Below are 16,867 nucleotides of genomic sequence, written 5' to 3'. Positions count from 1 at the left end.
ATCTTCAGGTCCCGCTGGGGTTCAGAGTTTGTATTCGAGGGTGATCCAGCCCTTGGTCCGCGACGGCGGCGGCGCCGCCGTGCCCAGCGGCACGGTCGCCTGGCGCTTGAAGTCGGCATATTTCAATTGGATCGAGAGCTTCGCGGTGATCGCGGCCGTCAGCTGGACGCCCCACTCGCGACCCAGGTCCGCACCCGTCTTCTGGTCGTTGAAGTCGTGGTAGCGGACCAGCACATCGGTGTTGAACCAGTAGGTCCGCTTGAACCGGGGCTTGGCGTTGAAGGTGAGGTTGGCGTCCTCGAGGCCGTCGACGAAGCTCTTGTTGCCGCCCGGCGAGACGAAGGCGTCGCTCCACCCCTGGAAGGCGTGAACGGTGGCCAAGGGCGTGGTGAAGCCGCGCGCCCCGTCGCCTTCCAGGGACTCGTAGGCAGCCTTGACCGTGTAGATGTCGAAGGTCGCCGCGACGTCGCCGCCCCAATAGGCCAGGTCGAAGTTGGGCGTGTTGCGGTGGTAGTCCGACTGCTGGGCGTAGGTGGCGTTATAGGCCAGCTGGAACAGGCTGACCCAGGTCTTGCCCGAGGCCTTCACACCTTTGGTGAGCGACGAGTTGACCGCCGAATTGCCGAAGTCCAGGGCGTAGACGAAGCCTTGCAGGCGCAGGGCCTCGGCCGGCGACCAGGTCGCGTTCAGCAGGTGGCTGTCGCTGTCCCAGTCTTTCAGCTCACCCAGGATGCGGTTGATGTGGGTGACATAGGCGTAGGTCGCCTTGAACCGGCCCAGGGCGACATCGGCGCGGATGGCGTCGAAGGTCTGCTCGTCCTGACGCCAGCCGACATTACCTACGAAGCGCTGGTCATCCAGCAAGATGCGCTGACGGCCCGCGGTCAGCTGCACGGCCGCGCTGGGCGTCCAAGTCAGTTGCAGACGGTTCAGTTCGGTGACGTCCGGATCGTTGACCACCGGATAGCGGGCCTTGTCGGCGCCGTTCAGCGGGGCGGTCGTCGCGCCCGGCACGTTGACGGCGTAGTGCTCGGCGCCGGCCTGGCGGACGTCCTCGAACTCGATCAGCCCCTTCACCTTGGCAAACTCGGCGGTCTCCCAGCCAAGGCGGGTGCGGACGGTGAAGGCCGAGGCGTCGTCCTTGAGCGTGGCGGTCTTGGTCTGATCGACGGTCTCATAGCGAGCCCGGACCTCCAGGATCAGCTTGCCGGCCGCGATCTGGTCGCTGATGGTCAGCGACGGCGTGAGCGGCGGCGGTTCGACGGCCGGCTCGGCGCCGACCTCGACCGCAGCGTCAGCGGTCGGCGTGGCAGGTGCCGGCGCCTCCTGGGCCCAGGCCGTTCCGCCCAACATCAGGGCGCAGCCAGCCGAGCCGCATCGCAGCATTCCTCGCAGGTTTTTCATTGCCTCAATCCCCCAAGGCCAAAAAAAAAACGCCCGGCGAGACCGCGTGTGCGATCTCTCCGGACGTCGTTGTCCATTCCATACCGACGATTGCGTCACCGTCGGCGGCCCTCTCGGGCCAGCGCGGAACTTCGTTGCCCCGCGTGTCGCCCCTAGGAAGGGGGCGGGCGCCGACCTGCGGCAATCGAAAAACAGCGTTCTCGTCTACAGCGCTCCGTCATCGGCGCATTTTTGCACAGCGCAACAGCAGATTTCAGCAGGTCCATGCCCGTATTCCGCGCGTTTGTGCGACCTCAAGGATCGCTGCGCCCTGCCCCGTCAGACGCTCAAGCGGGTGATTGGGAAGCCGGCGGCATAGAGTCCGGCAGCTTCGGGACGAAACTCCAGGCCATCGAACAGAACCATGGACGGGACATTCGCGGCCTCCGCGAACGCGCCTGCCGGCTCGATGACAGGGCCCAGCGAGATCGCCGCCGCCTGGAAGAGGTCCGGGCGATAGACCATGTCAGCTATGCGCCCAAAGTCCTGGTTCACCTCAACCTGGCCCCAGCGCGCCATTTGCGACAAGAACCAGAGGGCGTGCTCCCGGCGCGGCAGTCCCGCCGCCCCGTCATGAAAGACGATCTCGTCTGCCAAGGCCCAGGCGATGGCCTCTGGGGGCGCGCCGATGTGCTCGGGCAAAGCCAGCAGTTCAACAAGCGTCTGACGATGGGCTGGATCATCGGCCCAGGCCGAGGCCCTGATGATCGCCCTGAGGGCGGCGCGAAGCTCGTCGGGATGGGTCGCGGCCCACTGGGCCTTGACCCCGAACACCTTGTCGGGCGAGCCGGGCCAAAACTCCGAGGCCCTGATCAGCACCTCGCCCAGCCCCTCGTGCAGCGCGACGGCGTTCCACGGCGCCCCGACGCAGAACCCATCGACTCCGCCCGATCGCAGTTGCTCGACCATGCGCGGCGGCGGCGTGACCACCAGTTTGATGTCCCGATCCGGATCGATCCCGGCCTGGGCCATCCAATAGCGCAACTCGTAGGCGTGCATCGAATAGGTGAAGACCACGGCGAAGGTCAGAAGCGGCTCACCAGTCGCCCGGCGCTTTTCCAGGAGCCGCGCCAGGGGACGCGCCGTGATCGGCCGCTGGGCCATGCCTTCGGGATCGATCTGACGCAACGCGTCAGCCAAGGCCGTCGAGACCGTGATGGCGCTGCCGTTCAGGTTCAGGGCCATCGGCGCGATCATCGGCACGGCGTCGCTTGCCACACCCAGGGTGGAGGCCAGGGCCATCGGCGCCAGCATGTGCGCCCCGTCCAGGGCGCCCACCGTGACCTTGTCGCGAAGGGTGGCCCACGAGGCCTCGCGGCTGAGGCTCACCTCCAACCCTTCTTCGGCGAAGAAGCCCAAAGCCTTGGCCACCACCAGCGGCGCGCAGTCGGTCAGGGGGATGAAGCCCAGGCGCAAATCGACGAGACCGCTCACGAGGCGTCTCCTTTCAGAATACCCGCGAAGGCCATCAAGTCGGCGGCCACCGCACCGATCGGCCGGCCCTTGTCCATGGCCAATTTGCGCAGCAGACGATAGGCGCCGTCCTCGTCCAGACCTCGCTCCTTCATCAACAGACCCTTGGCGCGTTCGACGATCTTGCGAGACTCCAGATCCGCCTTGGCCTTGGCCAGATCGCCGCGCAATTGCTGGGTCAGGGCAAAGCGGCTCATGGCCACGTCCAGGATCGGTCGCACCCGCCCTGGAGCCAGCCCATCGACGATATAGGCCGCCACGCCCGCCCGGACCGCCTGCTCGGCCAGCCCCGGTTCGGAGCGATCGACGAACATCACCACCGGGCGAGCGTTGCCGTGCGTAACCTCCCGCAAGCTCTCCAGGGTGTCGCGGTCGGGACTATCGGCCGCGATGACCACCACATCGGGAGCAAAGGCCGCCACCTCCCGCTCATCAAAAAGCGCCGCCTGTCTCACCTCGAGCGGATCGATGCCTAGCAGGCCCTCGGCAACTAGGGCGGCTCGGGCAGGATCGGGGTCGATGACAAGCACGCGCATGGCGCATGCCTAGGGCGGAGACGGCTTGAACGGTAACCGGCGCAGACGCTCTACGCCGCACAACCTCGCAGTCGCCCATATTTTACACAGTTGAGCATTGATCGTAGGCGCCGCCTCAGTCGCATCGCCGGCTTGAGACAGATCAATGTTCTCCCGGCTGAGGCCTCTACTCATATTGGCAGCACACCAAAGCGCAAGTCGCCGATGCCCTATCGAAGCGCCAGCCGTGCCGCCAAGGCTCAGAATGAACTACAGCGTCATCGCAAAGCGCATCGACGGCCACGGGAGCTTGGCGCGAGCCAAGGAGGCAAGCCTTGTTCTGGACACCGATGTCGCTGGCCGCCGGGATGCGTTCAATCCCGCAGAACTGTTTCTGGCCTCAATCGCAGCCTGCATGATCAAGGGTATCGAGCGGGTCACCCCGCTCCTGAACTTCAAGCTTCGTGGTGTAGAGGTTCGGCTCAAGGCGGTGCGCCAGGATGCGCCGCCCCTCATCGAGCGTGTGGACTATGAGTTGATCATCGACACAGACGAGGATGATGCTCGCCTGGAACTCCTGCACCGTAATGTCCGTAAATATGGGACAATCTCGAATACGGTCGCAGCGGCAACCGTCCTGGAAGGCGTCATCCGCCGCAGCGTGCCCACCTAGTAGCCTGAAGCCGACCTCAAGCCGCCTGGGAGGCGCCAATGACCTACGTGTTCTCCAAGAGCCTCAACGTTCCATTCGATGACGCGGTCGCACGGACTCGGGAGGCCCTTGCGAAGGAAGGCTTTGGCGTCATCACGGAGATCGATATCCAGAAGACCTTGAAGGCCAAGATCGACGTCGACTTCCGTCGCTACCTGATCCTGGGCGCTTGTAACCCGGGTTTGGCGTACGAAGCGCTGAAACTGGAGGCCAATGTGGGCGCCATGCTGCCCTGCAATGTCGTGGTGCAGGAGGGCGATGATGGCCGCACAGATGTCTCCGCCATTGATCCCGTCGCCTCCATGCAGGCGATCGACAATGCCGGTCTGAAGGACGCGGCTCGGACGGTAGCCGACAAACTCCGCGCGGCGATTTCCAGCCTGTAGGCGAAACCGTGAGGGCTATGACGAGAAGGGCGTTGCCAGGCGTTTAAGCCCTTCCGCGCGCAACGGCCTATTGGCGGCTACAGTCCTTTGGCATGCCCCAAAGCCTGACCGGGTATGCTCTGGGCAACACCACTAACGCGCCAAATTGGCCCATGAATCAGAGGCTACGAAAGAGACCCTCCCGGCAAGGCCATGTCGGCGAGACGCAAAGACATCAACGCCTGGGCTTTCGTCCTGAACCCGATCTCTCAGAGCGTCAGGGCCTCCGGCAGACGCGGCGCGGTTCACCGCGCCATCGGTCCAACGCCAACCCGCTTCCAGCCGTCGAGTCGGCCTGGGGCTACTACCGTGCAGCGCGCTGTGGCATCGTGGCTTGGCCTGACGCGCCAGGGGAGCCGCGATTGGACGCCAAGACGGAAGCGAACCTGTTGGTCTTCGTGCGCGAGGCCTTCCAGTGCCAAGAGGACGTGGCCCGCAGCATCGCCGGGGTCGCGATCGAGCGCGCCTACCGGACAGGCGCGGTCATTCTTCGCCAGGACGACCCCTGCGGTGAGACCTATCTGCTGACCTTGGGGCGGGTCCGCGCCGCCGCTGTCGGCCGGGGCGGAGAACCGGTCCTGCTGCGCGACCTCTCGCCCGGCGATCTCTTTGGCGCGACGGTCCAGCCGGGAACCAAGAGCGAAGCCGAGATCGTAGCCCTGGAGGCAGCCCGCGCGGCCGTGTTCGCGGCCCTGGATTTCCTTCGGATGATGGAGCGCCACAGCTGCGTGGGCCTGACGCTCTCGCGCATGCTCCTGCGGCAGCTGCGCGAAGCCGCCGAGCGGATTGTCGATCGCAACACCCTCAGCGCCGTCGGCCGCATCCACGCTGAACTCTGGCGGCGGGCCGAGCGCGCCGACTGGTCGATCAGCCCCCCGCCGGTGTTGGCCGCTTTGGCGATGGACCTCCAGACGACCCGTGAGACCGTGTCGCGCACGGTGAGCGCCCTGGAGCGGCGCGGCATCGTGCGTCGCACGCCCCAAGCGCTCGTCGTCGTGGCGCCGCGGCGGCTGGAAGGCCTGATCGACTGAGCCGGGTCAGGCCCGCAGCGCATAGGGCCCCAGTTCATCCCCGGTGAGGTCCGTGACGGGCGAGGGCTGGTTGGCGGGCGTGGTCAAGCTGAGGGCCGCAGCGAGGGCGAGGCCCAGATGGATCGCCCCAGACGGCGTGGTCACCAACAGGCGAAAGACGGCCTCGGCTTCCGCGCCGGTGGCCAGGAGGCCCCCGCCGAAGGGATCGGGCGCCATCGTGGTCAGCCCGTAACTCGCCGACAGGCGGACGCGCTCGCCCAAAGCCGCCAGGATCGCCCGCGCCGCCCGCGCCGCCTCATCCGGCGCCTCGTAAACGAGCAGCAGGGTGGCTCCGGACCAACTGGGCGCGGTGAATGGCGCGGGTCCGTCATGGACCGCTCGCGCGAGGGTTCGCAGGATTTGGTCCCGATCGAGGCTGTCGGGCAGATCGACGGCGCAGCCCAGGAAGGCCGCAAGGCGCGAGGCCGGGTCGATCGGCGAGACCGCGCCCGTCGTCAGGCGGGGCGCCGTGAGAAGCCGCTGTCGCCGTCCGCCGCCGGCCCATTGGGCCGCGGCGCGCGCGCTGCTCCCCGCCTCGTCGCCGCACAGCACCGCCAGCTGCACGGCCTCCCCCGCCACGGTCGCCGCCTTCAGCACCGCCAGACCCATGGCGGTCTCGGCGGCGAGGTCGATCGTCGGCGCATCGATCGCCAAGGCCCCGGGCGTCACCACCCGGACGCTCTCGGCCTGGGCCATCAGCCGGTCGAACCGCGCGCCCCAGGCTTCGCCCCAGGGCGTCACCGAGAGCCTCCGAAACAGGGCCGGATCGATGGGCAGCAGTACGTGCAGCTCGACCCCCGCGTCCGCCAGGGCCTCGGCGACCACCATGTCCGCCCCCGCGGCCAGAGCGCCGTAGCCGAACGCCACGCGCTCCTCGGCGACGATACGGGTGACCTGGGCGGCCAGACCCACGTCGTCGGGCGACACGGACATATGTCCGGTGAAGTGGAGCGACCGGGGCGGCGCCAGCCTCGCCAATCCGGCGTCATTCTCCCCAAGAGCCTCCAGCAGCAGCCGGAACTGGCGCAAGGTGACGGCATGGTCCTCCCAAGCCTTGGGGGCGGCCGCCAGCGCCGCGTCCAACGCCGCCCAGGCCTCGTCGAACCGGCGCAACACCAGCAAGGCTTCGGCCCGGGTGGCGGCCTGATAATAGGGTGCGTCGTCCTCGTCGGCCTGTAAAACCGCCAGGGCGTGGACCCGCGCGGCGACCTCGTCGCCCGCCAGCAGCGACAGCGTGGCGGCGTTGATCAGGGCGTATGTCCCGCCGCCGCCCGGCGCCGCGGCCAGGTAGGCGGCGGCGGCCAGGCGGTAAAGCTCAGCGCCCCGCCCGCCTTGCGCCGCCCTCGCCCGCGCCTTTAGGATCCGTCCTTTCAGGGTCAGGACGGCCGGATCGTCCGACGCCGCAAGCCCTGCCTCGACGAACAGGGTCCAGGCGTGGTCCACCGCACCTGCGCGGACCAGGGCGGCGAGATCGAGAAGGAATGGCGACTGGGACAAGCGCGGCTCAGGCGAAGACGGGACCAGGGTGTGGCGAGGAAGCGGCCCGGCCCTAGGGCGGGAACTTTGTCCCTTCGTTCTTGACGTCCGGGTCGAAGATCACGCTCAGGCGTTTTTTGACACAATTTTCCTCCACGAGGAACTCGGTGTGGAAGTTGAAAAGCTCGCCGCCCTGGGCGGTGTTGGCGCAGTCCCGAGCCACGACACCGAAATACAGCACCCGACATCCATCGCGGGGGACCCGCTCACCGGCCGGTTGGGCGCCGTCGTCGTAGACATGTCGCAGATAGCAATTTCGGTCGGACTCGGCCTTGGTGGTCACGCCCCGCTCGCCGGTGGCAAATTGCCAGTTTTCGATCTTCTCGTCGAGCTCCACCACCACCCAGCACGGCCTATTGACCGTGATGTCGAAGGGTGAGGGCGCCGGCTGCAGCTTGATGCCGACCAACTGCGGGCTGGCTCTTTGCACCGCGTAGTCCGTCACTTTCGTTTCATCGCCGGGGGCCATGGTCGGCGCCTCGGGATCAGGTTCCTTGATCGTGAAGGCCAAACTCATCGCGTCCTTCTCGTTGGTGGACAGTTTGCATCTATCGACCGTCAGGATGACGTGGACGATCTTTTCCGGGCGGAAATCCCCGGGTTTTGTCGTGGGAATGCGTTCGCTCACTTGCGCCTCCTAGGTGTGGGGTTTTGCTTGACGTACGCGATACTGTTGTCGATCCGGGCCAGCAGACGTCGCGCCCGAGCCTTGTCGGGATCGAAGGCCATCAGCTCGACCGCGCGCGCGCGGCTGGCGGCCAGATAGGAAAGCGCCGTTTGGGCGTCGCCCGACACATAGGCTAGGCCACCCTGGGCCTGCTTGAGCGCCACCCAGTCGGCCTGCAGATTGCGGTCATCAGGGTAGCGGGCCATTTCGATATCGAGGCGCTTCTCTTCCATTGCGCGCTCGCTGATCGCGCCAGCGATGTCGCCGCTGACCTTGTAAGCCTCAGACATCCAGGCGTGGCGATTGATCAGGTCCGCCGCCTGGACGTGTCGCGTCTCGGCGAGACGAGCATCTACGTCCCGCATGACCTTCAGCGACTCAGCGCAGTGTCTCTGGCTCTGCGCCTTGTCGCCCCCGTCCACCGCCACGGTGCAGAGATTGCCTTCGGCGTAGCCCAACTCCCGGCGGTACTCTATGCTGTCGGGCCGGATTCGGGTCAGGCGACCGGCCAGGTCGCGATAGCGCGCAAAGCCGGCCTTGGCCTCAACCAGGCGCCCCTTGCGATAGGCCACTGTGGCCAGTCCGTATTCATTCTGAGCATGGTCGAAAAGCCGTTGGGGATTGTCCGGCTCGGCCGCCACAAGCCGGCCAGTGATCGCGTAGGCCTGACGAAAGCGCGCGCTCGCCGTCGTCAGCTGGCCGCCCTCTTCGCTATCGGCGCCCCAGGCGCTCAACACGCGCCCGAAGCGCGCGAGCGAAGTCGGCGTCCGGCGCTCGGGGTCCTGCCCCGCATAGTAGTCGAGCGCCCGCTGGGTGACCGCGCTCTGGACAGCCAGTCGCTGGGTCGGCGTCAATTTCGCGCGCAGGTCGGTCATCATGAATTCCACCAGCGACTCGGATTCGCCGCGTTGACGTTCGGCTTCGTCACGCGCGTTCAGGGCGAAGGCCGTGAGCAGGCCCATGCCTAGCACCGCGGCCAGCGACAGTCCCGTGACGGCCATCACGCTGCGCAATCGACGTTGCGCATCGCGCTGGACCAGTTCGTCCAGGCCCACCCCGCTCACGCCCGCCACCAATTTCAGGAAAGCCAGCCGCCGACCATCACCTTCGCGGCGGAAATCGGCGGCCAAAGGCTCGATCCCCCCAACCACCAGAGCGGCGGGAAAGGCCTCCGCCGGTTCGCCCGCCGCCAGAGCCGCCAGCACGGGCCGGCCCGGACACAGCGCGCGAAACGTCTCGATCTCGCGCGACACCCAGAGCGAGGCGGCCGCCGCTGGGGTGCAGACAACGATCAGGCAGTTGGAACCGGCCAGAGCCGCGCGCACCTCGACGCCGAGATCTCCGGCGGCGGATAGTTCCTCGCGGTCGCGGAAAATTGGTGACAGTCGGCGTCCGTTCGCGCCCGTCAGCCGTCGCGGCAGGACATAGCCTTCCAGCCGCCTGTGTAGCCGGCGCCCAAACACCGCATCGCGATGGCTATAGCTGATGAACGCCTTGTAGCGCGGCGCTCCGACGTCCCCCGTCTCGCCCACCCTTGGCCCCCCGACCACCGAGATCTTAACCGTGCCAGAAGCTGATCGCATGTACAACGCTGTGCTGTGCTCGCCCGAAAGTTCGCGTCGGCGTGACGGCCGTCACGGCCAAGCTGCCGGGAACCGTGGAAAACAAGATCCTCTTCGCAAACCGATCGGAGGATCAGAGCCATGGACGATGTCGAAGTCAGCGTGACGTGCGACGGCCCCCATTGGGTGGCTATCGACAATGATGACGTCACGCCCTCCCCGCCCCCGCACCCCCTGGCCCACGGCAACCACATGCTGCTCTGGTGGTTCGGGGGCAAGGCCGGGGACAAGATGCGGATCGAGGTCAAGCGCGGCGGCCAGATGCTGGTCAGCGTCAAGGCCAGCACGATCCGCCCCGGCGCCGTGGTCGGGGGCGGCAGCAAGCCGTTCACGTCATGAGCCCGCTGCCCGCCCATGTCGCCATCCTGGCGATCACAGCCGGTCTGGCCTCGGGCGTCGCCGCCCGGGCTGAGCAGACCAACGCCCAGCCGAGCTTCGCTTACAAGGAGGCCACGGCCGCCGCACCGCTCGACCAGAAAGTCACCAGCCCGAGCGGCGTTCAGATCGAGACCGACGAGAACGGCGCCAAGATTCTGATGCGCTACGGCCGGGCCAAGGCTCGACAGTCGCGGGGCGACGGGAGCAACGCCTATTTCGACACGATCGACCTGACCCTGACCGCACCGCTCAGCGGCGACGTCGACAAGACGCCAGCCAAGACGCTGGACGCCTTGGCGCGCGGCGCGGCTCTCGAGATGTCGTGGTCGGTCATGCAGATCTCACGCCCCTCGCGTGACCGGTGGGTGGAGATCGGCCAGCGTGAAAACGCGCTCTGCGCCGCGATCCTCGATCGCCTGGACCAGCGCGCCAAGAGCCTGGGCTCCGCTGGAGCCCCGACCCAGGCGGCCGCCGCCGAGACCAGGGCCGCCGCCCAGCAATGGTACGACGACAATGGTTGCGACGATGGCTTCATCGCCACCTATGAGCCGGCAAGCCTCGACACCTTCTTGCGGCTCCACTGGGGCGACAAGCCCATGCTCCGCTCCTACGGCGTCAGCGCAAAGAGCGGGCGCGTGGTCTTCGATTATCTGGATCCGGCCACCGTCACCAAAAGGTCGGTCGAGAAGACAGCCTGGTCGGCCAAGGCGTACTACGCCCTGCGTCCCATCCAGACGCCGTGGCTGGTGCTGCTAAGCCTGGAGCACCAGGACGGCTACGGACCCCAGGACGACATTACGCTCTGCGCTGTTGGAACCACCGGTTGCCTGACAGGCGCGAACGGCGCGCCGACGCACACGATCCGCGATTTGATCAGCGCCGAAGCCCGCCGCTCATTCGGCGATTTCAGCGCCTCGCTGGCCGTGACCTATGACTCCAAGAACGACCTCTACGCCGTCGAGTTGCCGGTCTACCTGACCAGCAACAACGGCGATGGGACGCTCAACAGCGGGGTCAAGCTGAACTGGCGCAGCGATACCGACGAGGTCGTCGCGTCCGTGTTCGTTGGCAAGGCCTTCTCACTCGGCTGGGCGAACTAGGCCGTCGACAGCGGGTTGGGTCCCCCCCCCCCCAGAGGACCCAACCCGTTTTTTCCAATCCCCCATCGATCCGATCGGAATGCAGAACCTGGCAAGGCCAGGACATGGTCAGGAGGGTTTCGTGATGACCTACCACCTACTGGCGGTTTTCTTCGCGTTGCTGCTGCCCGCGATGCTGTTCGATTCGCACAGGTCGGATACTGATCTTCCCCCGAGAAAGTGGACGGGGTTAGGCCGCTCTGCGTTCCATCTCGGCGGGGCTGATATAGCCCAGAGCCGAATGCAGGCGACGTGAATTGTAGAAGCCCTCGATATAGCCGAACAGATCGCGCCGGGCCTCGGCGCGGGTGGCGTAGATCCGATGATGGACCCGTTCGGTCTTGACGGTGTGGAGCCGCAGGCCGGCGAAGCCAACAAGCTCTCCATCGGGGCGTTGTCCCAGCAGTCTCCCTTGCGGCTCATGGAGGGAGTAATCCCTGACCGGGCCAGGGCCGAGCGGTAGGCCTCGGCAGCATATTGAATGCCACGATCCGAATGATGAATGAGCCCCGGCGCGGGCTTTTGGCGCTCGATGGCCATGGTTAGGGCGTCCAAGACGATCTGGGCGTGCAGGGCGTCACGCATCGACCAGCCGACGAGCTTGCGGGTGTGCATGTCGAGGATGCCGGCCAGGTAGAGCCAACCTTCGCCGGTCGGAATATAGGTCAGGTCGGCGAGCCAGACCTGGCCAGGGGCCGCCGCCTGGAAGTTACGGGCGAGCCTGTTGGGCGCGATGGGATAGCCATGGCGGCTGTCGGTCGTCCGGGTGCGGCGGGGCAAAGCGGCCAGGCCGCGCAGGCCGCTGCTGGCGACACGGTCAACCGCTTCTCGTTTGAAGGTCTCCGGAAAGACCCGACGCTTCACGCTCATCAGACACTCCTCTCCAGCTCCGAAAAGCTAGATACCGTAGTGGGTCTGACAGTCGGCGCAGAAGCTGGATGGCGCTAATTTCGAATAGTGAGCGCGGATGGCCGCGCCCCAGTGCAGGAGGGCGAGATGGAACACTTCGTCGGGATCGATGTGTCGCTGGACCAGAGCAGCGTGTGCGTCGTGGACCCAACAGGCAAGATCGTTCTGGAGATCAAGGTCAGCAGCGAGCCTGAGCCTTTGAGCGCCTGTCTCCATCGGTCCGGCTTGACGATCGGAAGGGTCGGGCTCGAGGCTGGGCCGTTGTCCCAGTGGCTACATCGCGGGCTGGTCGCAGCGGGCTTCGAGGTCGTGCTTCTGGAGACGCGGCACGTGAAGGCCGCGCTCTCAGCCATGACCAACAAGACTGACCGAAATGACGCACGGGGGATCGCCCAGTTGTTACGGATGGGCTGGTTCCGTCCCGTCCATGCCAAGTCGCCACCGGCCCAGGAGGTTCGCGCGTTGCTCACCGGCCGAAAGCTCCTCCAAACCAAGCGCATGGACATTGAACTCAGCATCCGTGGAATCCTGCGCGGCTTCGGCCTCAAGGTCGGTGTCATCAGCAAGGGGCGCTATGAGGCTCGGATCGAGGAACTTATCGCCGGCCATCACACGCTGCAGCAGGTCATTGAACCCATGCTGCGCGCGCGGCGGGCACTCCAGGTGGAATACCATCAGCTTCACCGTCAGGTCCTTGCGATCGTCCGCGCCAATCCAGTTTACCGACGTCTGATGAGCGTCCCTGGCGTCGGCGCCCTGGTCGCGGCGACATATGTCTCTGCGGTCGATGATCCTTCCCGGTTCCGATCGTCAAAATCGCTCGGCGCTCACTTCGGCCTCACCCCCAGAAAGTATCAGTCGGGAGCGAAGGACATCACTGGCTCGATCACCAAGGTGGGCGACGGCATGGTCCGATCAGCCTTGTATGAAGCCGCCCACATCATCCTACATCGGTCAGCAGGCGCCTCGACACTCAAGGGCTGGGCGCAGGACGTAGCCCGCCGACGTGGCGCCAAACGGGCCAAGGTCGCGCTCGCACGCAAACTGGCGACGGTCCTGCACCGCATCTGGGTGGACGGATCGCTGTTCCAGCCAGGTGAGGCGCCGATAGCAGCTTAGCCGCACGAAGCTCGGGCCGCCGTAACCACCACGCCCGAAGGTCTCGCCGCGGGACAGGCCAAATGGCGAAGCCGTAAATGCAGCAGGTCTGCTCTTGCAGAGGCCGCGTTTTAGATTGGCTCGCCAACTCGGATCAGATGGCATCATGTGGCGGCAACGTCGACCACGGACAGAAGCAAGATCCCAAAGCGGCGCGACGATGGACGTACTGAAAGCGTCCAGCACGGGTGGAATCCCAGCGGCATAGCCCTCAACATCCCGAAAGGGATCTCGGTAAAGCCGACAACCCATGCCGTATTCCGCGCATGCGTGGACAATACGAAAGCTAGATGAGGCTCGCCGAGTCATCGGCGTCGTCGGGCATATCAACCCGAAAAGCTGGTTGACCCATTACAGAAGCATGGGTGTCCACTGAAACGAGGGAGGATCAGGAGACTTTGGTGCTCTATTCCTCAGTCGGTGGGTCAGCTCCACTCGCAAGAAGTCACCAGACTGCGAAGGAAGCGTGACGCGCGTGAACGACCTGCGGCCGACAGATCAAGCGAGCTTGACCCCGATGCTCGATTAGAGAAGCAGACGTAAGCTCGTTTCCAGAAAGACGCCGTAAAGCACCGCTCGCGGGAAGGACGCTGTTGGTGTCTCGGACCGCCCGCCAGATTAAAATCTGCCTAAAGCAGGCTCAAGGAACAGGCTCTTGCAGCTCTTCGGAGTCGCTTCTCCGGTCTTGCTGCGGCGAGTTCCGATCGATCATGGCGGTCACCGCGATATCAGCGGTGACGTTGCCGACGGTGCGGAAGATGTCGGGTATGCTTTCGATGGCCAGCAGCAGCGGCAGGACCGTAATTGGCGCCCCCATGGCCAGGCACACCGGGCCGATCGCCGTGAAGAACGATACCTGGCTGGGCAGGCCCACGGCCGCCAGACTCACAATGGCGGCGACGATCACGCCGGTTCCAAGGGTCAGCGGGGTCAAGGGTACGCCAAACAACGCGGCGACATAGACCGCCACAGCCATATTGGCCGTGGCGCTGGTGATCCTGAACAGTGACACGGCCAGCGGCAGCACCAGGTTGCTAACGTGCTCGGGGACTCTCAGGGCTTTTTGGGTGGCGTCGACCATGGCTGGAAGAGACGCGATCGACGACTGGGTGCTAAACGCCACAAGTTGAGCCGGCGCCGCGGCGCGGGCGAACTGAACCAGCGGAATCCTCGTGGTCAAGGTGACGAGCGGATAGAGCGCCAGGGTGACCACGATGCAGACCGCCGAGATGGCCAGAACATAGTGCGCAAGCCCCCCGGCCGCGCCGACGCCGGCGGTGACGCCGACCTGCAGCGACAACGCAAGGACGCCGGCCGGCGCCGCCCAAAGCACCCAGCGCACGATGACAAGCATCGCGGCGACCACAGCGTCGAGCACCATCAGCAGGCTATTGCGGGACTTTACCTCGATCCGCGTGACCGCCAGACCGAACACCAGGGCAAACACGACCAGCGGCACGATGGCCCCGTTGGCGGCCGCCCCGACCGGGTTGACCGGCACGAAGCTGCGCAGCCAGTCGCCGATCGGCGGTAAACCTGGGACGGCGGGATGCTCGCCAAGCCCCGCGCGCAGCGCGGTTGCGGCCTCCATCGGGATCGGGAAAACCTGCAGGATCGCCGGCACGACCAGGGCGCTGAGCAGCGCCGCGGCCAGCAGCAGGACCGCGAAAAGGCCGAGAGTTCGGGCGGCCACGCCGCCCGCGGCGAGCGTCCCTGCCGCAGAGGCGACGCCGGTCACCAGCAGGCTGAAGATCAGCGGAACGATCGTCATCCGCAGCGCGTCCAGCCACAGCCCTCCGACCACCTTGGCGACCTCGGTGGACGGGCCCAACCATTGGGGCTGGAAGGCCGCCAAGCCAGCGCCAATCGCCAGGCCCAGCACCAGGGCCAGAAGGATGCGCAGGGTCAAAGACATGGCGATGGTCGCTTTGTTGGAAGGACAGTGTCAGCCGAAAGTTCAGCCGAGCGGCGCGCGGCGGCCCAGGCGGCGTCAACCACCAGCCGCTGTAGAGCGTCGTCCCGGTCGAACACGGCCAGGGCGGCGGCGGTCGTGCCCCCCGGGCTGGTGATGCGGTTGCGCATTGCCGCCAGAGGCTCGCCCTCCGCCGCCATCGCGCCGGCGCCGGCCAAGACATCCCTGGCTAGAGCCATGGCCGACGAGTGAGAAAGCCCAAGCTCTGCGCCGGCCCGGGCCAGATGCTCAGCAAACAGGAAGACATAGGCCAGACCGCTGCCCGAGATCGCCGTGGCCGCCGTCAGCGCCTGCTCAGTCAACAGCCATGTCAGCCCCCCGCCGGCCATGAGCAGCCGTTCGCAGACGGCGAGGTTTTCAGGCGAAACGCCGGGCTCGGCGATGGCGGCGGTCGCCGATCGTCCCCTGGCGAATGCGATGTTCGGCATTGCCCGAACCACATCGACATTGTCCCCGACACCCCGCCGCAGGGTCTGGAGGCTTACACCGGCCATCACCGAGATCACGAGGTCCTGGCCGCCCAACCAAGGCGCCAGCTCGGCCAGGAGCTCTGGGCCCGTTCCTGGCTTTACCGCCAGGATGACAACCAAAGGACGGGGCAAGTCGGCGATATCGGCTATGGACGTCAGCTTGACCGCTCCGGACCAGGACGCAGCGTTGCGGTCGACAAAGTACAATGGCGTCACGCCGGCGGTGATCCAGCCCGTTATCAACGTCGCGCCCATTCGTCCAAGACCGATGAGCACCACGCTGGTCATCGCGACCACGTCTCGCTCAGCCAGGCCGCCGCGTCATCGAAGGCTTGACCCGCCACCGCGGCGATCGACACCGCCTCCAGGAAGCTGTGGCTGGCGCCGGAATAGACCACGGCTTTGGTCGGCACGCCCGCAGCCTTCAGTCGATCCGCCATGGCCAGGCTCTGGCTGGAGAGTAGGTCACATTCCGGAATGGCCAGGAACACCGGCGGCAGGCCTTCCAGGCGGGCCTTGGCCGGGTTCGCCAACGGATTATCGCGCTCCTCCGGCGCGGTCAGGTAGTTGGCCCAGAATATCGCCATCTCGTCGGGGGTCAGCATGTAGGCCGGTCCTCCGAAACGTTGGCGGTGTTCGGCCGTGGAGTCGGTGTCGAGGACCGGATAGTTCAGCACCATGGCCTTGATCACATCGTCGCGACCAAGCGCCCGCAGCATCAGGCTGGCGCAAAATGAAAGATTGCCTCCCGCGGAGTCACCGCCAATGGCGAGCCGGTGCGGATCGACGCCGATCGCGGCGCCGGCGTCGCGCAGCCAAAGCGCCACATCGACCGTCTGTTCCAATGCGACGGGAAACTTCGCCTCGGGAGAAAGCGCGTAGTCGACGCCGACCACCACCACGCCGGCCCGGGCCGCATATTCACGCATGACCCGGTCGTGAGTGTCGAGGCTGAAGAATGTCCAGCCGCCGCCGTGCAGATAGATCAGCGCCGGCTTGGCTCCTTCCGGTGACGGATCGTGAATGCGAACGTGCACCGGGCCGTGGCGCGTGTCGACCTCGCGCTCGGATGTCGACGCCATGCGGGGGCCGCCCTGGCGCCAGGGCGCGCGGACGGTCTCGCAGATCAGCCTCATGTCGGCGTTTGATACGCTGGCGAGATCAGCATGCTGACGATACGCCTCGCCGGTCTCGCGAATGAAGCGCGCGATGGCCGGGTCCAGATCCTCGCCCGCCCGCGTCGTCAAGGTATCGGTCATTCCGCTCCAGGAACTCTACGTAGCGGTTCACGAACCGCGAGAAGGAAGGCGGTGCCTAAGCTTTGGTCAACATGTCCGGCGCTTCCGCATTAAACGCTAGACTAGCCGTAGTGGCGTGG

At 66.0% G+C, this 16,867-nt stretch carries 15 protein-coding genes and 1 pseudogene; 6 read left to right on the top strand and 10 right to left on the bottom strand.

Annotation, left to right across the window (positions count from 1 at the left end; translation table 11 throughout):
* Window positions 1-21: 21 nt before the first annotated feature.
* The 3 genes from ACW18B_RS11110 to ACW18B_RS11100 form a co-directional block, all read right to left on the bottom strand.
* Window positions 22-1,404, bottom strand: coding sequence for an alginate export family protein (locus tag ACW18B_RS11110; protein ID WP_492047106.1), 1,383 nt, complete (start codon window positions 1,402-1,404; stop codon window positions 22-24).
* A 318-nt stretch (window positions 1,405-1,722) separates the two neighbouring features.
* Window positions 1,723-2,877 carry a CmpA/NrtA family ABC transporter substrate-binding protein gene (locus ACW18B_RS11105; protein ID WP_492047105.1) on the bottom strand — a complete coding sequence of 385 codons (1,155 nt, stop codon included), beginning with the start codon at window positions 2,875-2,877 and terminating at the stop codon, window positions 1,723-1,725.
* On the bottom strand, window positions 2,874-3,452 hold the full coding sequence (locus tag ACW18B_RS11100) for an ANTAR domain-containing response regulator (RefSeq protein ID WP_421736419.1): 579 nt from the start codon (window positions 3,450-3,452) through the stop codon (window positions 2,874-2,876). The genes ACW18B_RS11105 and ACW18B_RS11100 overlap by 4 nt, the downstream gene beginning before the upstream one ends.
* Before the next feature lie 244 nt (window positions 3,453-3,696).
* On the opposite strand from ACW18B_RS11100, the gene ACW18B_RS11095 reads away from it, so the two are divergent.
* The 3 genes from ACW18B_RS11095 (at window position 3,697) to ACW18B_RS11085 (ending at window position 5,599) form a co-directional block, all read left to right on the top strand.
* Entirely contained in the window at window positions 3,697-4,104 is a 408-nt protein-coding gene (locus ACW18B_RS11095) for an OsmC family protein (RefSeq protein ID WP_492047104.1), read from the top strand.
* 38 nt (window positions 4,105-4,142) lie between these two features.
* A complete protein-coding gene (locus tag ACW18B_RS11090; protein ID WP_492047103.1) occupies window positions 4,143-4,529 on the top strand; it encodes a DUF302 domain-containing protein in 387 nt (128 codons plus the stop codon).
* Between the two features lie 401 nt (window positions 4,530-4,930).
* On the top strand, window positions 4,931-5,599 hold the full coding sequence (locus ACW18B_RS11085) for a Crp/Fnr family transcriptional regulator (protein ID WP_492047102.1): 669 nt from the start codon (window positions 4,931-4,933) through the stop codon (window positions 5,597-5,599).
* A gap of 6 nt (window positions 5,600-5,605) precedes the next feature.
* Here ACW18B_RS11085 and ACW18B_RS11080 read toward each other — a convergent pair whose 3' ends face one another.
* The 3 genes from ACW18B_RS11080 to ACW18B_RS11070 are packed head-to-tail and all read right to left on the bottom strand — an operon-like array spanning window position 5,606 to window position 9,424.
* Entirely contained in the window at window positions 5,606-7,135 is a 1,530-nt protein-coding gene (locus ACW18B_RS11080) for a hypothetical protein (RefSeq protein WP_492047101.1), read from the bottom strand.
* 52 nt (window positions 7,136-7,187) lie between these two features.
* Window positions 7,188-7,802 carry a nucleotide synthetase gene (locus tag ACW18B_RS11075; RefSeq protein WP_492047100.1) on the bottom strand — a complete coding sequence of 205 codons (615 nt, stop codon included), beginning with the start codon at window positions 7,800-7,802 and terminating at the stop codon, window positions 7,188-7,190.
* The gene (locus ACW18B_RS11070) at window positions 7,799-9,424 is read right to left on the bottom strand and encodes a toll/interleukin-1 receptor domain-containing protein (protein WP_492047099.1); all 1,626 of its coding nucleotides are present in this window, start codon (window positions 9,422-9,424) and stop codon (window positions 7,799-7,801) included. The genes ACW18B_RS11075 and ACW18B_RS11070 overlap by 4 nt, the downstream gene beginning before the upstream one ends.
* Before the next feature lie 120 nt (window positions 9,425-9,544).
* On the opposite strand from ACW18B_RS11070, the gene ACW18B_RS11065 reads away from it, so the two are divergent.
* A complete protein-coding gene (locus tag ACW18B_RS11065; protein ID WP_492047098.1) occupies window positions 9,545-9,802 on the top strand; it encodes a hypothetical protein in 258 nt (85 codons plus the stop codon).
* Window positions 9,799-10,941, top strand: coding sequence for a hypothetical protein (locus tag ACW18B_RS11060; RefSeq protein ID WP_492047097.1), 1,143 nt, complete (start codon window positions 9,799-9,801; stop codon window positions 10,939-10,941). Before ACW18B_RS11065 ends, ACW18B_RS11060 begins: the two co-directional genes overlap by 4 nt.
* A 229-nt stretch (window positions 10,942-11,170) precedes the next feature.
* Here the strand turns inward: ACW18B_RS11060 and ACW18B_RS11055 are convergent.
* Window positions 11,171-11,784: pseudogene (locus ACW18B_RS11055) on the bottom strand (IS3 family transposase); the annotation flags it as partial.
* 192 nt (window positions 11,785-11,976) lie between these two features.
* Between ACW18B_RS11055 and ACW18B_RS11050 the strand changes: the two are divergent.
* Entirely contained in the window at window positions 11,977-13,008 is a 1,032-nt protein-coding gene (locus tag ACW18B_RS11050) for an IS110 family RNA-guided transposase (RefSeq protein ID WP_492047096.1), read from the top strand.
* A 679-nt stretch (window positions 13,009-13,687) separates the two neighbouring features.
* On the opposite strand, the gene ACW18B_RS11045 is transcribed toward ACW18B_RS11050, so the two are convergent.
* Genes ACW18B_RS11045 through ACW18B_RS11035 form a run of 3 tightly spaced genes read right to left on the bottom strand, consistent with a single transcriptional unit; the run spans window position 13,688 to window position 16,748 of the window.
* Window positions 13,688-14,962: a dicarboxylate/amino acid:cation symporter gene (locus ACW18B_RS11045; protein WP_492047095.1), complete on the bottom strand. Its 1,275-nt coding sequence runs from the start codon at window positions 14,960-14,962 to the stop codon at window positions 13,688-13,690.
* On the bottom strand, window positions 14,953-15,777 hold the full coding sequence (locus tag ACW18B_RS11040) for a pyrroline-5-carboxylate reductase family protein (RefSeq protein WP_492051683.1): 825 nt from the start codon (window positions 15,775-15,777) through the stop codon (window positions 14,953-14,955). The genes ACW18B_RS11045 and ACW18B_RS11040 overlap by 10 nt, the downstream gene beginning before the upstream one ends.
* Window positions 15,774-16,748, bottom strand: coding sequence for an alpha/beta hydrolase (locus ACW18B_RS11035; RefSeq protein WP_492047094.1), 975 nt, complete (start codon window positions 16,746-16,748; stop codon window positions 15,774-15,776). Before ACW18B_RS11035 ends, ACW18B_RS11040 begins: the two co-directional genes overlap by 4 nt.
* Window positions 16,749-16,867: the final 119 nt, after the last annotated feature.

The sequence above is a fragment of the Caulobacter sp. FV2ps19 genome (assembly GCF_058681035.1).
This window is presented reverse-complemented; position numbering and strand designations above follow the sequence as displayed.

Coding starts and splice junctions, on each gene's coding strand:
- ACW18B_RS11050 (WP_492047096.1), top strand. CDS start 11,977: ATGGAACACTTCGTCGGGATCGATGTGTCGCTGGACCAGAGCAGCGTG.
- ACW18B_RS11100 (WP_421736419.1), bottom strand. CDS start 3,452: ATGCGCGTGCTTGTCATCGACCCCGATCCTGCCCGAGCCGCCCTAGTT.
- ACW18B_RS11040 (WP_492051683.1), bottom strand. CDS start 15,777: ATGACCAGCGTGGTGCTCATCGGTCTTGGACGAATGGGCGCGACGTTG.
- ACW18B_RS11060 (WP_492047097.1), top strand. CDS start 9,799: ATGAGCCCGCTGCCCGCCCATGTCGCCATCCTGGCGATCACAGCCGGT.
- ACW18B_RS11110 (WP_492047106.1), bottom strand. CDS start 1,404: ATGAAAAACCTGCGAGGAATGCTGCGATGCGGCTCGGCTGGCTGCGCC.
- ACW18B_RS11045 (WP_492047095.1), bottom strand. CDS start 14,962: ATGTCTTTGACCCTGCGCATCCTTCTGGCCCTGGTGCTGGGCCTGGCG.
- ACW18B_RS11070 (WP_492047099.1), bottom strand. CDS start 9,424: ATGCGATCAGCTTCTGGCACGGTTAAGATCTCGGTGGTCGGGGGGCCA.
- ACW18B_RS11035 (WP_492047094.1), bottom strand. CDS start 16,748: ATGACCGATACCTTGACGACGCGGGCGGGCGAGGATCTGGACCCGGCC.
- ACW18B_RS11095 (WP_492047104.1), top strand. CDS start 3,697: ATGAACTACAGCGTCATCGCAAAGCGCATCGACGGCCACGGGAGCTTG.
- ACW18B_RS11065 (WP_492047098.1), top strand. CDS start 9,545: ATGGACGATGTCGAAGTCAGCGTGACGTGCGACGGCCCCCATTGGGTG.
- ACW18B_RS11090 (WP_492047103.1), top strand. CDS start 4,143: ATGACCTACGTGTTCTCCAAGAGCCTCAACGTTCCATTCGATGACGCG.